9 protein-coding genes are annotated in these 15166 nt (G+C 72.5%); 6 read left to right on the top strand and 3 right to left on the bottom strand.

Annotated elements, in window-relative coordinates; translation table 11 throughout:
* Positions 1-422: 422 nt before the first annotated feature.
* From IF55_RS01685 to IF55_RS01670, 4 genes are all read left to right on the top strand, one after another.
* On the top strand, positions 423-1865 hold the full coding sequence (locus tag IF55_RS01685; protein WP_048831406.1) for a serine hydrolase domain-containing protein: 1443 nt from the start codon (positions 423-425) through the stop codon (positions 1863-1865).
* A gap of 123 nt (positions 1866-1988) precedes the next feature.
* A complete protein-coding gene (locus tag IF55_RS01680; protein ID WP_030881651.1) occupies positions 1989-3617 on the top strand; it encodes an ABC transporter substrate-binding protein in 1629 nt (542 codons plus the stop codon).
* A 190-nt stretch (positions 3618-3807) separates the two neighbouring features.
* Positions 3808-5055 carry an MFS transporter gene (locus tag IF55_RS01675; protein ID WP_048831405.1) on the top strand — a complete coding sequence of 416 codons (1248 nt, stop codon included), beginning with the start codon at positions 3808-3810 and terminating at the stop codon, positions 5053-5055.
* Positions 5056-5320: 265 nt separating this feature from the next.
* Positions 5321-7582 (top strand): terpene synthase family protein, encoded by a 2262-nt coding sequence (locus IF55_RS01670; RefSeq protein WP_398244183.1) that lies wholly within the window; start codon positions 5321-5323, stop codon positions 7580-7582.
* Here IF55_RS01670 and IF55_RS01665 read toward each other — a convergent pair.
* Positions 7528-9714 carry an ATP-binding protein gene (locus IF55_RS01665; protein WP_078643366.1) on the bottom strand — a complete coding sequence of 729 codons (2187 nt, stop codon included), beginning with the start codon at positions 9712-9714 and terminating at the stop codon, positions 7528-7530. The two genes, IF55_RS01670 and IF55_RS01665, sit on opposite strands and share 55 nt — an antisense overlap.
* A gap of 520 nt (positions 9715-10234) precedes the next feature.
* Between IF55_RS01665 and IF55_RS01660 the strand changes: the two genes are divergently transcribed.
* Both IF55_RS01660 and IF55_RS01650 read left to right on the top strand, forming a co-directional pair.
* Entirely contained in the window at positions 10235-11386 is a 1152-nt protein-coding gene (locus tag IF55_RS01660; protein WP_048831403.1) for a glycosyltransferase, read from the top strand.
* Positions 11387-12346: 960 nt separating this feature from the next.
* Entirely contained in the window at positions 12347-14008 is a 1662-nt protein-coding gene (locus tag IF55_RS01650) for a hypothetical protein (protein ID WP_342668250.1), read from the top strand.
* Positions 14009-14074: 66 nt separating this feature from the next.
* Here IF55_RS01650 and IF55_RS01645 read toward each other — a convergent pair whose 3' ends face one another.
* Both IF55_RS01645 and IF55_RS01640 read right to left on the bottom strand, forming a co-directional pair.
* Positions 14075-14428 carry a hypothetical protein gene (locus IF55_RS01645; protein ID WP_037964413.1) on the bottom strand — a complete coding sequence of 118 codons (354 nt, stop codon included), beginning with the start codon at positions 14426-14428 and terminating at the stop codon, positions 14075-14077.
* Positions 14429-14621: 193 nt separating this feature from the next.
* Complete coding sequence (locus IF55_RS01640) at positions 14622-14990, bottom strand: hypothetical protein (RefSeq protein ID WP_037964349.1); 369 nt, start codon at positions 14988-14990, stop codon at positions 14622-14624.
* Positions 14991-15166 lie beyond the last annotated feature (176 nt).

Genomic DNA, 15166 nt, shown 5'->3' with positions numbered 1-15166 from the left:
GCTTCGGCGGCGGCATCGCCAACGCTCCCTGCGGGGAGTCCCCTTCACGTCCTCGGTGCGACTGCACGCGCGGCCCTGGCGGCCGTCGTCGTCGCCGGAACAAGCCCAGCGCGAGCGCAGAGGGCGGCGGGCAGGCCCGCCACGCGGCCAGGCGTGGCGTGCGCGGGTGTAGACCGGCGGTGGCTCGGCCTCGGGTGGGGGCCGGCGGCTCGCCGGAAGGCGGGGGCGGCGGCCCGGGGCGCGGCTGGGCGCTCGGCGGGAGGCGGCCGGCGACGCGGGCCCGGCTTGTGCCGGGCGATGGATCGTAGGCCCTCGTCTCGTGCGCGCGGACGAATCGGCGGGTGGGGGCGGTGGCCTAGCCTCGCCGAGGAGTGGTCAACTCCCCCTTCCGCCACCGGCCCCTCAGAGATTTAAGGACTCGCATGCCACAGGCACCGTCGGAATCGCCGTCGCACGCCCCCTCCGGCCCGGAGGCCGATCCGCGGCTCGACGCGCTGAGCGCGTGGCTGAGCGGGCGGTTGCCGGAGCTGCTCGCCGAGCATCGCGTGCCGGGGGCCGCCGTCGCTGTGAGCGTCGGGGGCGCGGTGATCGATGCGGCGGCCGGGGTGCTCAGCAAGAGCACGGGGGTCGAGGCCACGCCCGACTCCGTGTTCCAGATCGGCTCGATCACCAAGGTCTGGACGGCGACGCTCGCCATGCAGCTCGTCGACGAGGGGAAGCTGGCCCTCGACGCGCCCGTACACGACTATCTGCCGGACTTCGCGCTCGCCGACGCCTCGGCCGCCGCCGCGATCACCGTCCGGCACCTCATGTGCCATGTCAGCGGGTTCGAGGGGGACATCTTCACCGACACCGGCGTGGGCGACGACTGCCTGGAGAGGTTCGTCGCCACGCTCGGCGACGCGCCGCAGCTCTTCGCGCCGGGCGAGCGGTTCTCGTACAACAACGCCGGCTACTGCATGCTCGGCCGGATCGTGGAGGTGCTGCGCGGGAAGACGTACGACGCCTGTCTGCGGGACCACCTCTTCGCCCCGCTCGGGCTCACCCACGCGGCCACCGGCCCGTACGAGGCGATCCTGCACCGCGCCGCGGTCGGCCACATCCAGGCCGGCCCGGACGCCCCGTTCGAACCGGCTCCGGCATGGGCGCTCCCCCGCTCGAACTCCGCCGCGGGCGCCATGCTCGCCATGCGCCCCCGCGATCTGCTCACGTTCGTACGGGCGCACCTGGCCGACGGCCTGGGCCCGGACGGTACGCGCGTGCTCGGCGCCGAGAGCGCGCGGGCCATGCGCGAACGCCAGACGGACGTCCCGTACCTGGGGTTCATGGGCGACGAGTGGGGCCTGGGCTGGGAGATATTCGACTGGCCCGGCGGTACCGTCATCGGCCACGACGGCGGCACCCTCGGCCAGTCGGCGTTCCTGCGGGCGGTGCCGGGCCGCGATGTCGCCGTGGCCGTGCTGACCAACGGCGGCGAGCCGATCGCCGTGTACGAGGAGATCACACGGCGCGTCCTGCGCGAACTCGCCGACGTGGAACTGCCGCCGCTGCCGGCGCCCGCCCCGGACGCGCCGCGCGTCGACGCCGCGCGGTACGTCGGCACGTACTCCTCGGGCATCGCCGACACCGTCGTCAGCCAGGACGAGGAGGGCCGGATATGGGCCGAGCGGACCCCGAAGGGCATCATGGCCGAATTCGGCGGCCCCCCGGAGCGGTTCGAACTCGTGCCGGCGCGCGAGGGCTCCCTCATCGCCGTCCAGCGTCAGCACGGCATGCACCAGGTCCACTCCTTCGTCGGCGACGACGGCGACGGGCACGCGCTGTTCCTGCACACCGGCCGCGCCGACCGCAGGGTCGCCCCGTGACCTGACCGACCGCCGGGCGGCTGCTGTACGGACGGGACGAGGCGCGACGGAACGGCACGGCACGGTCGGCTACCAGTGCGCCCCCGCGGCCGTGCCGCCCGTACACACCCCAGGGAGACACGGATGAGAACCGCGCGGACCGCGCCGGCGGTCGTCACCGCCGTCGCGCTCGGCCTCGTCGGCCTCGTCGGGCCGGCCGGCCTCACCGGCTGCGGCGGCCCGTCCGCCGCCGGCAGCCGGCCGCAGCCGGGCGACACGCCGGCCGAGGGCCGGACGTTCACGATGGCGATGCCGGCCGACCCCGGCACGCTCGACCCGGCGCTGACCGTGCTGTCGGCCGCCATCCAGGTCGGCCGCTTCCTCTACGATCCGCTGATCCAGGTGACGGCGGACGGCCGGGCGCGGGCGGGGCTCGCCGAGAAGTGGGCGGGGGACGCCACCACGGCCCGCTTCAGGATGCGGCCGGGCGTCACCTGCTCCGACGGCACGCCGCTGACCGCGCGGGACGTGGCCGCGAACATCGCGTTCGTGGCCGATCCGACGAACAGGTCCCCGCTGACCGGCCTGTATGTGAACCCCGGCACCACGGCGACGGTCGACGCCGCGAACCGCGAGGTCACCGTCGTCAGCAAGGTGCCCGACGCGTTCCTCACGCGCAACGTCGGCATGGTGCCGATCGTCTGCGGCAAGGGCCTCGAAGACCGCGCGGCGCTCGCCGAAGGCCGGTACGGCACGGGGATGTTCACGCTGACCGAGGCGGTCCCGGGCGACCACTACACCCTCACCCGCCGCAAGGACTACACCTGGGGCCCGGGCCACTGGCGGGCGGGCCAGAAGGGGCTGCCGGACAAGGTGCGCGTACGGATCGTCCCCAACGAGACGACCGCGGCGAACCTCCTGCTCTCCGGCGAGCTGAACGCCGCGAGCCTCCTCGGCCCCGATCAGCAGCGCCTCTTCGGCCGCGGCCAGTACCACGCCGACGCGACCGCCGCCCTGGGCGAGATGTGGTTCAACCAGGCGCCCGGCCGGCCGGGAGAAGACGAGACGACGCGCCGGGCCCTCGCCCGGGCCGTCGATCTGCCGGTCATCGGCAAGGTGCTGTCCAGCGGCACCGGCAAGCCCTCGGGCGGGCTCATCAGCATCGAGCCGAAGACCTGTACGGACGCCACGGCGGCCCGCGCCCTGCCGTCGCACGACGTGGCCGCCGCCAAGACCCTGCTGGACGCGGCCGGTTGGCGGGAGGGGCCCGGCGGCGTACGCGCCAAGGACGGGAAGCGGCTGCGGATCGCCCTTCTGTATCCCAGCCAGATCGGGCAGCCGGCCGCGTCGGCGGCCGAGCTGATCCAGAAGGCGTGGCAGGCCGTCGGCGCCGAGGTGACACTGCGGGGCGTCGACAACCCGGGCCTCAACCAGATCGTCGGCGGCACCGCCTCCTGGGACGCCGCCGTCCTGCCGCTGGGCCTAGCGATCCCGCCGCAGCTCCGGCCGTTCGTCTCCGGCCCGACCCCGCCGAACGGCACGAACTTCGCGCACATCGACAACAAGGAGTACGTGTCCCTGGCCACCGCCGCCGCCCGCATGCCGGGCACCGAGGGCTGCCCGACCTGGAACCGCGCCGAGTCCGCGCTGATCGAGGCGGTGGACGTGCTGCCGTTCGTGGACGCCGTGCAGCCGACGTTCGGGGCGGGCGCGCGGTTCGAGAAGAGCTACGGGAGCATCACGCCGTCGTCGATCCGAATGTTCAAGGAATGATGTTGACGGAATGCCGTTCAACGGCCGCTCAAGGAATGACGTTCACGGAGTGATCGTCGAAGGGTGATGGTCGAGGCGTGATGGCCGAGGAGTGACGTCCGCGGGGCCGGGCGCGTCGTACGGTGAACCCGATGTGATCACCACGGTGTGGTCACATCGGTGCGATCACCACGACGACGGAGGTCCGGCGATGGCGGCGGCACAGGCGGGCTCGGGGCGCGGGACAGGTTTGTGGCGCAGGGCGGCCGTGGTCGCGGCCCTGATGCTGGCCGCGTTCACCTTCAACACCACCGAGAACCTCCCGATCGGCGTGCTGGAGCTGATCTCCGACGACCTCAAGGTGTCGCTGTCGGCCGTCGGCGGCCTCGTGACCGGGTACGGCGTGACCGTGGCCGTGGTCTCCCTTCCCATAGCGCACGCCACCCGCGCCATGCCCCGCCGCCATGTGCTCACCGCGCTGCTGGGCGCGCTGGTCGTGGCGAGCCTGGTCTCGGCGGCGGGCTCCTCGTACTGGCTGCTGCTCGTCGCCCGGATGGTGACCGCCCTCGCCCAGGCGCTGTTCTGGGCGGTGATGGGGCCCGTGGCCGTCGGGCTGTTCCCCCGGCGGGTGCGCGGGCGGGTGATCGGGCTGCTGTCGGTCGCCGGTTCGCTGGCGCTCGTCCTCGGCATCCCGGCCGGGACCTGGCTTGGCCAGCAGCGCGGCTGGCAGGTGCCGCTGGTCGTGCTGGCCGGGCTGGGCGCGGTGTCGCTGGTGGTGATCGCGGCGCTGCTGCCCACCTCGCGGCCCGAGGAGGGGGCCGCGGCGTACGGGCCCGAGCCGGACGTCCGGCGGTTCGGGGCCGTCCTGGCGACCACGGCCCTGTCGGTGACGGGGGCCTTCGCCGGTTACACGTACATCGTGAAGTTCCTGGGCGATGTCAGCGGCTTCTCGACGGCATCGGTGAGCACGCTGCTGATGGTCGCCGGGGTGGCGGGCGTCCTCGGGGTCACCGTCACCGGTCCGCTGCTCGACCGCTTCCCCCGGGCCACGCTCGCCGTCCCCGTCGCCACCCAGACGCTGGGAATGCTCGGGCTGTACGCGCTGGGCGGCGGGCGGGCGGCGGCGGTGGCGATGCTGGCGCTGCTCGGGGCGTCGTTGGGGCCGGTCTTCATGGCCGCGCAGGCGCGCGTGCTCCAGTCCGCCCCGGGCCGTACGGAGATAGCGCTGGCCGCCAACTCCGGCGCGTACAACGCGGGCGTGGCCCTCGGCGCGCTGCTGGGCGGCGCGCTGCTGCCCGTGGTGGGGGTGCGCGGCACGTTCCTGGTGGGCGGGGTGTGCAGCGCGGCGGCGCTGACGGTGCTGGGGTGGGAGCGGCTGACGGCGGCGGGCGGCGGCGGCCTGCCGGCCGGTGCGGAGCCGCGGAGAGCGGACGCCGCCCAGGGGCCCCTGCCGGAGTGAGCCGTGGCCGAGCACGGGTGAGCTCCGGCAAACTCCCGTGAGTTCCGGTGGATACCGGTGGATTCCACTAGGTTGCGGTGAACTCCGGTGAACTCCGGTGAATTAAGCATGAACGGCTGATCGGGCAACACTCGTACGTGTGGTTTGCCGTGCGGAACGGTGCGGCGATTCGGCGGGGGCTTCTACGTTCGCAGGCGGCTATTTCGTGTCACCGCTCGCTGGAGGCCCAAGCACCGTGCAGCCCTTCGAACTCCCCGACTTCTACATGCCGTACCAGGCCCGGCTCAACCCCAGCCTGCCCCGCGCCCAGGCGCACGCCGCGCCGTGGGCCCGGAGCATGGGGATGCTGGAGGGTTCGGGGGTGTGGGAGGAGGCGGACCTGGACGCCCACGGATATCCGCTGCTGTGCGCCTACACCCACCCGGACGCCGCCCCCGAGGCGCTGGACACCGTCACGGACTGGTATGTGTGGGTGTTCTTCTTCGACGACCACTTCGTGGAGACGTTCAAGCGGACCGGCGACATCGCGGGCGCCGAGGCGTACTTGGACCGGCTGCCGCTGTTCATGCCGCGCGACGGCTCCCCCATGCCGGAGCCGGGCAATCCGGTCGAGGCCGGGCTCGCGGATCTGTGGGGCAGGACCGCGCCACGGATGTCCCCGCAGTGGCGGGAACGATTCTTCGAGTCGACGTTCAACCTCCTCCAGGAATCGATGTGGGAGCTGCACAACATCAACGCGGGCCGGGTCGCCAACCCGGTCGAGTACATCGAGATGCGCCGCAAGGTCGGCGGCGCCCCCTGGTCGGCGGGGCTCGTGGAGTTCGCGAACGGCACCGAGGTGCCCGACGCCGTGGCCCGCAGCCGGCCGCTGCGCGTCCTCAAGGACGCCTTCGCGGACGCCGTGCACCTGCGCAACGACCTCTTCTCGTACCAGCGCGAGATCACCGAGGAGGGCGAGCTGAGCAACGGCGTGCTCGTCGTGGAGCGGTTCTTCGGGTACGGCCCGCAGCGGGCCGCCGACACGGTCAACGACCTGCTGACCTCGCGGCTGCACCAGTTCGAGCACACGGCCCTGACCGAACTGCCGCCGCTCTTCGAGGAGTACGGCCTCGCGCCCGACGACCGCGCGCGGGTGCTCGCGTACGCGCAGGGGCTGACGGACTGGCAGAGCGGCGGCCACGAATGGCACCTGCGCTCCAGCCGGTACATGAACGGCGGCGACGGCACGTGCGGCGGCGCGGCACCGTGGTCGCCGCCGGGGCCCCGCGGGATCGGCGCGGGACGGATCGGGACGGCCGCCGCCCGGGTGGCCCGGGCGCCGTTCCAGGGTGTCAGCACCCGGGCGCGCTCCTTCCGCCTCCCCGCGTACGAGCGGGTCGGCCCGACCCCCGCGCCGGAACTCCACATGCCGTACGCCCTGCGGCTCAACCCGCATCTGGAACTGGCGCGCCGGGACCTGACCGAATGGGCCCGGCGGACCGGCCTCACCGTGCCGACGCCCGGAGTGCCCGATGACGGCCGGTGGACCCAGGACGTCCTGGACTCCTGCGACTTCGCCCTGTGCTCCGCGGGGCTCGACCCGGACGCCTCCGCCGAGGACCTGATCACCAGCGCCAGATGGCTGACCTGGGGCACGTACGCCGACGACCGCACCCCGGCCTTCAACGCCGCCCACGACGCGGTCGGCCTGCGCCAGTACATGGAGCAGGCGCGCCAGTGCCTGCCGGTGGACGGCTCGCCCGCGCCGCCGCCCGTCGACGCCTCCACCCGCGCCCTGACGGAGCTGTGGACCCGTACGACCGCGACGATGAGCCGACAGGAGCGGGAGCGGTTCCGGCGGGCGTGCGACGAGTTCATCGACAGTTGGTGGTGGGAGTTCGCCAACGCGGAGCTGAACCGGGTGCCCGACCCGGTGGACTACATCGAGATGCGGCGCAAGACGTTCGGGTCCGAGCTGACCATCCTCCTCGGCCAGTTGGGCCGCGGTCGCAAGGTCCCGCCAGAGCTCTTCGCGACCACCACGCTCAAGAGCATCGAAGCCGCCGCCATGGATTACGCGACGCTCCTCAACGACTGCACGTCGTTCCAGAAGGAAATCGAGTTCGAGGGCGAACTGCACAACGGCGTGCTCGTGGTCCGGCAATTCTTCGACTGCACCACGGAACAGGCCAGGAATATCGTCATCGACCTGATCAATTCCCGGATGCGGCAATTCGAGCACCTCGTCGCCAAGGAACTCCCCCTGCTGTGCGCGGCCCACGGCCCGGCCGTCGGCCGGGAACTCGAAGGGTACGTGGACGGCCTCAAGGACTGGATGAGCGGCATCAAGAACTGGCACAAGGAGGTCGGCCGCTACAAGGAACCGAATTTGCGGAAGCGCTATGGGCGGTACGAACGGTACGAGGGAGAGGAGCGGGCCATCGATCGGCTCGGTTTCGCAGCGCTCGGTCCGCTCGGGCGCCGCCCCGGGGGTCACTCGGCGGAGTGCGCTCCCGGTCGCCGCAGCGGCGTCCCGTCGATCTCGTGACGCCACATGATGTCGATGATCCGCTCCACCGCGGCGGCGAGGTGACGCCGGTACGTACTGAAGGGCAGGCCCAGCCGGCGGGCGGCGGCTTCCTGGGTCGAGGCCCCCTCGACGAACGCGGCCATGGCGGCGCGGTGGCTCTTCTCGCCGCCCCGCTCCAGCGGGAGCCGGTGGATGGCGTTGTGGAGGACGTCCGCCAGCGGCATGGCGTGGGTCCGTACCAGGCGGCTGTTCCGGAGGGGGTTGAGGGCCAGTTCGTCGGGCCAGCGGAGGGTGCGGAGCGCGGAGCGGGCCGCGGCGGTGAACTCGGCCCGGGTCAGGATGAGGGCGTCGCCGCCCTGCGCGGCGGCGGGCGCGGGGTCCGCGGGCGCGGTGCCGAGCATCTCGTCCGTCTTCTCCGCCAGCCAGGAGTCCGCGGGCTGGGGGCGCCAGTCGTGGGCGAACAGGCGGTAGCGGTGGCCTCCGGTCTCCACCGTGGTCTCGACGGGCCGCATGTCGCAGTGGAGGAGGTGCCGGTCCCAGAAGCCGTCGTCGCGCATGACGATGAAGGTCCAGGCGAGCCTCTCGTCCCGGACGATCTCGCCCAGCATGCGCCACAGCACCAGGTCCATCACGGGCGAAGGCCGCTGGTAGGTGCCGCGGCCGATGTGGAAGCGCGCCATGGCGATGTGCTCTCCCGCGCGCAGCGGGCCGTGCCGGCGGACGTGCTCCCAGGCCACGGCCGCGACCGGGTCCTGTGACTCGCCGTCGAAGGCCGCCAGTTTGAGCCAGGCCGACCATCCGGCGACGTCCTCGGCGGGCGGCACGCGCTGGACGCGGAACGCCTCGGGCTGCCGCGCGAGCCAGTAGGCGGCGGCGCGGGCCGACTCCGCTCCCTCCCGGTCCCGGGCCAGTTCGAGCACCACCGGTTCGTGGTCGGGGCGGTAGGGCAGGTCCTCCACCAGCCCGTACGGGTGCCAGCGGTGCGTATCGGCCATGAACCCGTCCGTGCGGTACAGGAACTGGAGCTCCCCCACCGCCTGGAGGAAGCGGGCGGGCGCCGCCGTGCCGACCCGCTCCAGCATGTACTGCCTGAGCCTGGTGTGCAGATCGGCGAAGCCGTCCGGGTCGCGCCAGCGCAGATCCGCTTCGAGCGCTTCCCGGACCACGTCGTGCGGGTGGACGCCCGCTGTCGTGGTCTCGATGTAGGGCTGCTCCCTGAGCCAGGCGAACAGTTCGCGGCCCTGTTCCCCGAGGAGGGCGCGCAGCAGTGGTTCGGAGGTGATGTGGGCGTGCGCGCACACTTCCAGGGCGGCCCAGTGGGCCCGGCTGGGGGGCTCGCCGACGAGGTGGCGCAGCAGGGCCGCGATGACGTCCTGGCCGGGCGCCCAGTCGACGGCGGCCGGCTGGTCCATGCCGGACTGGGGGCCGGTGTGCCGCGTCGCGGCGGCGGCCAGGGCGAGGGCCAGCGGATGGCCGCCGGTGAAGGAGAGGATGTCGTGGTGCAGGGGCTCGGGGACGCCGCGCCGCAGGAGGAAGAGGCGGCCCTCGGCGGGTTCGAGGGCGGTCACCGGCAGCACGTCGAGGAGCCCCGCCCAGGCGGGGTCGGCGAGCCGGGCCGGGTCGGGCGCCCGGCGGCCCGCGACGACGGTGACCGTGCCGTCCGGCAGGTACGGCAGGCACTCGTCGAACAGCCACGTCTCCAGGTGCCCGCGGTCCTCGAAGGTGTCGATGAGGAGCACGGCGCGCGGGTCACGCGACGCGGGGCGGACGGCGTGGTCGAAGCCGCGCGCGTCGGTCGGCGCGGTGCGGCCGTCGACCTGGACGACGGGGCGGTTCCTCAGCTCGGCCGCGTCGGCGAAGCGTTGAAGGAGGGCGGACTTGCCGACGCCTCCCGGGCCGTGCAGGAACAGCACGCGAGGCGCGTCGGGGCCGCCGTCCAGCGCCCGGCCGAAGCGCCGCAGTTCCTCGTCGCGGCCGACGAAGGACGCGCGGCGGGTCTGCTTGAGCCGGTCGCCGAGCGTCGTCGTGTTCGTCGGATCGCCGAGCGTCGTCATGTTCGCCGGATCGCCGAGCGACGTCATGCCGTTGCCGCTCATCGTCGCTGGTGCTCGTCGCCGCCGCTGCTCATCGTCATCGTCGTTCCTGCTCATCCGTGCCTCGGCCGTCGTCCCGCTCCTGGAGCGGAAGGTCGTCGTCCCGCTCCTGGTGGGGAAGGGATCGGGCGTACGCGCTGGGGACGGGGAAGCCCGGCGCCGTCACCAGCATAGGAGCCGCGCGATCACGGAGGCCGGGCGGTGCTCCGCCGCTCCCGGATGGACAGCCTCTCCCGGGCGGCCAGCCTCTCCCGGGCGGCCAGCCTCTCCCGGATGGACAGCCTCTCGCCGATGGACAGCTCTCGCGGATGGACGGCCCCCTCCCCGGCGAACTGCCCGGTCGGCGGACGGTGAGCGGAAGCGGTTTTTGTCGACGCCGAGTGAGCACCGTATGAGCGCTGTCTCACCGCTCTGACCTCGCACAATGGTCGGGAGCCGCGCCGTGGACCGTACCGGCCGAACGTACGCGACCCGGCTGCCGCGGACCGTGGAGCACGTCCGCGCGGGCCCTGCCCCCCGTGGCAGGGGCCCGAGCACCGGCGCTCCGACCCTGATCCGACAGGAAGACCGAACCACCATGCGCATTCTGTTCTCCGGCATGCCCGCCTACGGGCACCTCCTGCCGCTGCTGCCCCTTGAGCGGGCGGCGCGGAAGGCGGGGCACGACACGGCCGTACTCACCCACGGCTCCATGGCCGACGTGGTCGCGCCCGCGAAGACCCTGGCAGCCGGCCCGGATCTGGAGGCGATCATGGGGGAAGTGCGGCGCCGTACGGGTGCGGACGCGTGGACGGACACGAGCGCGGAGACGGTCGGCGAGTTCTTCGGCGGGGCCCGGGTGGACCTCGGGATCGACGAGTCGATCGCGGTGGCGCGGGAATTCCGCCCTGACCTGATCGTGGCCGACTACGCGGACTTCCTGGGCCCCGCGGTGGCCGCCCGGCTGGAGGTGCCGTGGGTCTCGCACGCCGTCGGCATCGCCATCGCGACCGACTCCCACGAGGCGATGAAGGCCGCCGCCGCGAAGCGGATGCGGGAGCGCGGCTTCTCCCCCACCGCCCCGCTGGCCCTGATCGACCCCTGGCCCGCGTGCCTCCAGCGGGACGACTGGACGGCGTCGCCGGACCGTATCGAGGTGCGTTCGGCGGCCTACGAGTCGGAGACGTCGGAGATGTCGGAGGCAGAGGAGAATTCCTGGTCCCGGCCGGAGTTCCCGGGCCGTGAACACCTGCCGCGGGTACTGGTCACCCTGGGCACCGTCGTCGACGATCCGGACACGCTGGCCGCGATCGTCGACTCGCTGGGGGCGCTGGACGTCAACGCGATCGTGGCCGTGAACCCGGCCGCGGACACGGACAGCGTGAGCGTGGACACCTCGCGCGTGCACCTGGTGGGGTTCGTCCCGATGAGCCGTCTGCTCGACGGCGTCGACGTGGTGGTCACCTCCGGCGGCGCCGGAACGGTCCTGGCCGCCCTCAGCTCGGGCCTCCCGATGGTGGTCCTCCCCCTGGGACTCGACAAGCCCCTCAACGCGGAGCGCGCCGCCAACATCGGCGCGGCCGCGGTCGTCACCGACCCGCGCGACATCGCCCAGGCCGTCGACCGCGTACTCACCGACCCGTCCTTCTCCGAAGCCGCCGCCACCACCGCAAAACTGATCGCCGACATGCACACCCCCGAGGACATCCTCACCACCCTCCTCACCCGCCTCGCCCCGACCGGACGCTGAGCGGAGGGGGCGACGTTCCCCCACGTGTACGTGCCGGAGCCACCATCAGCGCGTCCGCCACTTCCTCCTCCGGCGACGGGCCGCTCCCCCGCCCGCGATAAGGCCGGGTGCCAACTGGCACCCGGCCCTGTCGGCATGCCGCCCTCCGAACGGAGGGCCCCACCCCGCCCCCTCGGCGAACCGGCCTCCGTCGTGCTCGGCTGCGGCCTATGCCGGCAGCGGTCAGGAGAGACCCCACCGGACCAACGCATAGCCGATCAACAAGATGCCGATCAGCGCCGAGCCCACAATTGCCCGCAGGTACGCGAATCGAGGGTGCCGGTCTGCGACATATATTTCGTGCACCCTCTTCGGGTCGTAGGAGATGGAGATCGGGCGTCCGACTTCGACACTGATTCCTTTGGTGCGAAGCAGCACCGTGTCCTCCCCGCCCACACGGGAATCACACTCCAATAAGTGCCGCACCACACCAGCGGGTTCATCATGAACCGCCAGGCAACGAGCGGAAGCTGTCACTCTTCGGCGAAACGCGAGGAGGTCCGTGACAGCGAAGACCGCTCCGAATATCAACCACCCGCAACCCGTCACAAATATGTGCCACGGAAAAGCGGCCAGAGGGCCCGGTCCTGCAAACGATTCAGCTCCCACTCGAAATCCCCTTGTGCCAGTCTCGGGGACGGCGCCCCACCGCCATCATCCTCGACGCCCACGCCGCCCCCACCTTCGTCCCCCTGCACCGCCCCCTGCTGCCGGGCCGGGCAGTGGCCTTCCGTACGGAGGCGCAGAGGGAAAGGCGGCAGGGCGCGCGGGGTCTGAAGTTCCGTTCTGCGGATGCTGGGGGGCGGTATCCGTGATGATGGGATCACACGGGGCAACGGATCGAGCGACATGGGGAGTACGCATATGGCGGTGGAAGCCGGCGCACGGCAGGGCGAGCGTGTCGCAGGCCGGGTGTGGACAGTGCGCCTGGATCCCTACGGGCGCCCTTCCGCCGGCGGGGTCCGGGTCTCCTGCTCCCGCCCGGCCTGCGCCGAGCAGCGCTTCCCCGATGGCACCGCCGCGGGGCGCAAGGCGGCGATCGCACACGTCAACGCGCACCTGGCCCGTATCCGCGAGGGCGGCGGCCCGCGCGCCGCGGCGTGGTGCGCGTGCCGCGCCGCGGACTGCGCGTGGCACACCCCCGCCTCCGACGCCGGACGCCGCGACGGGACGCGACCGTCGGACACGGTGCGGTGCGGCGGCCCGGTGGTCCTGGCCGTCTGCGCGGACCGTGCCGGAAGGCTGTGGCGAATCGCGGAGATGTGCGCGCGCTGCGCGGCCGCCACCCCCAACTGCCGCGTCCTGGAGACCGCCGCGCCTCCGGAGCGTACGGCCCCGGAGTGTACGACCCCGGCCGGGGCGGACCAGCGGGTGGGGGCGCCGGGTACGGCCCCTGCGGGCAGCACGGCGGGAGCGGGAGGCGGCATCGCGGCGATGTTCTCCGACCTCGGCTCCGCCCCCGCCGGGGCTTCGGCCTCCTCCGCCAGGCCGTCGGCTTCCCCCGCCGGGGCCTCGTCCCCCGCCGGAGCCTCGTCTTCACCCGCCGCCGCACCGGCTTCCGTGCCGGGCGCCCGCAGGACGTCGCCGGGCGCGGCGACGCGACGGGCACGGCGTACGGGGAAGATCGCGCAGCGGATCGTGCCGCACGACCTCGAACCCGCCGTCCTGCGCATGGAACTCATCGCGCTCGGGGACGCCTTCCGCGCCTACCAGCGGCGCCCCGAACCCGACCTCACCCTGCTGGCCACCCTGCACGAACGCAAAGCCCGCGCCTTCGCGCTGTGGGCCGACGTGAGCGGCGACGAGAGCCTGCACGACGAGGCCCAGCGCGCCGAACTGGCCGCGCGGACCACTCTCGAAATGCATCAGAACCGCACCGGCCACGTGACCGGCGACCCGGAGGACGGCGACGGCCCGGTGGTGGAGCGGCTGCTGACCCGCCCTCAGGCCGTGCACGCCCGAGCCGTGCTGGAGTACACCGCCACCCACTCCCCGCACCCCGAGGCCGAAGTACGCCTGGCCGTACTCATGATCGCCCTACGGGCCGCACGCGCCGGCACCGGGAATGTCACGGGCCAGGACCTGACCTCCTGGCTCCAGGGCGATGCCGAGCGTGTGCTGGAGCAACTGATCGACGCCGGCTGGCTGTGTCTGCCCGGTACCATCGCCGACGCCATGGCCTCCCGGCCGGAGTCCCCCACCGCCGTCACCGTCCCCACACTGCTGCCCGAGCAGTCCCGCCCGTTCGCCCTCGGCAAGAACCATCGCACGAGGGTCTCCGGCTGGGCCCAGAAAGTGGTGGGCGACCGGAAGCTCCGCAAGAAGAGGCTCGGCGCCACCACCCGGCTCCTGGCGCTCTACACCGCGGCCCACACCCGCCCCGACGGCCGTCTCGGACGCCCGGAGGACGGCGGCCTCCCCCTGGCGGAGGTCGCAGCGTTCTGCAATCTCCCCCCCGACCAGGTCAGCACGCACGCCGACCTTCTGGTCACCGCCGACTGGCTCACCGAAACCGACACCACAGAAGGCCAGTTGCGCGGACGGCTCACCGACCGGGTCCTGCCGCTGGCGGGGCTGCTGTGACGTGCTCCACGGCCTGAAGCCCAACACCCGGCCCTCCAGGGACATCCCGGGACAGCTCCGGCTGCCTCAGCGGAACTCGTGGACCACCTGGATCTCACCGACGATGTGGGCGTTGAAGTCGTCCAGTTCCTCGGCCGGAACCCAGAGTTCGAGGATCGTCCGCCCGCCCGCCTGCTGGACGGGGTACCGGCTCAGGAACTCCGACTCGACCTCGAAACGAGTGACGAAGCCGGCTCCATCGTGCTTCACGTTCCAGTCCCGCGCGATCCTGACCGCGTAGTCCTCGTTGAGGACAGGGTAGAAAATCGGCTGCTCGGGCAGCCGAGGCGGCCACGCCCTCCAGTTCAGCTCCCGAACCAGATCCAGCTCCTTGGGGCCGGTGGGGCGCCACAGGGTCGTCGTCGCTCGCCGGCTGGTCATGTGCATCGCTCTCTGAACGCAGGTCGCCCCCGCTACGGCGGGGATCGGGAGTCGGAAGACCGGACAATACCCGCACACAGACCTGGCAGCCACGCGGTTTTTCGCACCCTGGCCGGCCCCGTGACCAGCCGATACGGGGCATTCTTCAGGCGTGAGCGGGAGGGCGGGCCGACCCAAGATCAGGTAAGAAGGATCAGATACGAACGAATCCGGCGGGGTCGGCCAGATAACGGTCGAGGTCCGGGTCTTCGTGAAGCTCGAAGTACTCGTCGCAAATCCGCCATTCGGGACCGAGTTCGACACGGAGGCGGCCGACCGCCTGGCGTACCGCCGCATTGAATTCCTGGCACTCCGCTTCCCGCCACGGCCCCGGGTGCGGAGGGTAGTCCCAGTTCAACGACGTGTCGTAGCGAGCTATCAGCCTGTTCAGTTCGTCGCGCAGCTCGTGACTGATCGGTAGTCGGTCCAGCACAACCGGCTGCCCCCACACCTCCCAGTCCTCCAGAGGCACCCAGAGGACCGCGCCTGATCCCGCGTCGAAAAAGAACCTGGCAGTGGGCACGGCGTCGACCTTTCGACGAAGATATCGGCGCAAGCCGCCGGCATCACGGGCTGCCCGACGGCCCGCGCGTGAATGTGCAGAGGGTACCTGCGGGCCCCGTCGACCAGGCCGCCACCCGGTGCTAGAAGAGCGCCGCCACCTGCTCGCGGCGCGCCGCCGCCCACCAGGTCCGGGCC

The sequence above is a fragment of the Streptomyces varsoviensis genome (assembly GCF_000718635.1).
In the GTDB taxonomy this organism is placed as follows: Bacteria; Actinomycetota; Actinomycetes; order Streptomycetales; family Streptomycetaceae; genus Streptomyces; species Streptomyces varsoviensis.
Note: the sequence above shows the minus strand (reverse complement) of the source record. Positions and strands in the feature narration are given on the sequence as shown.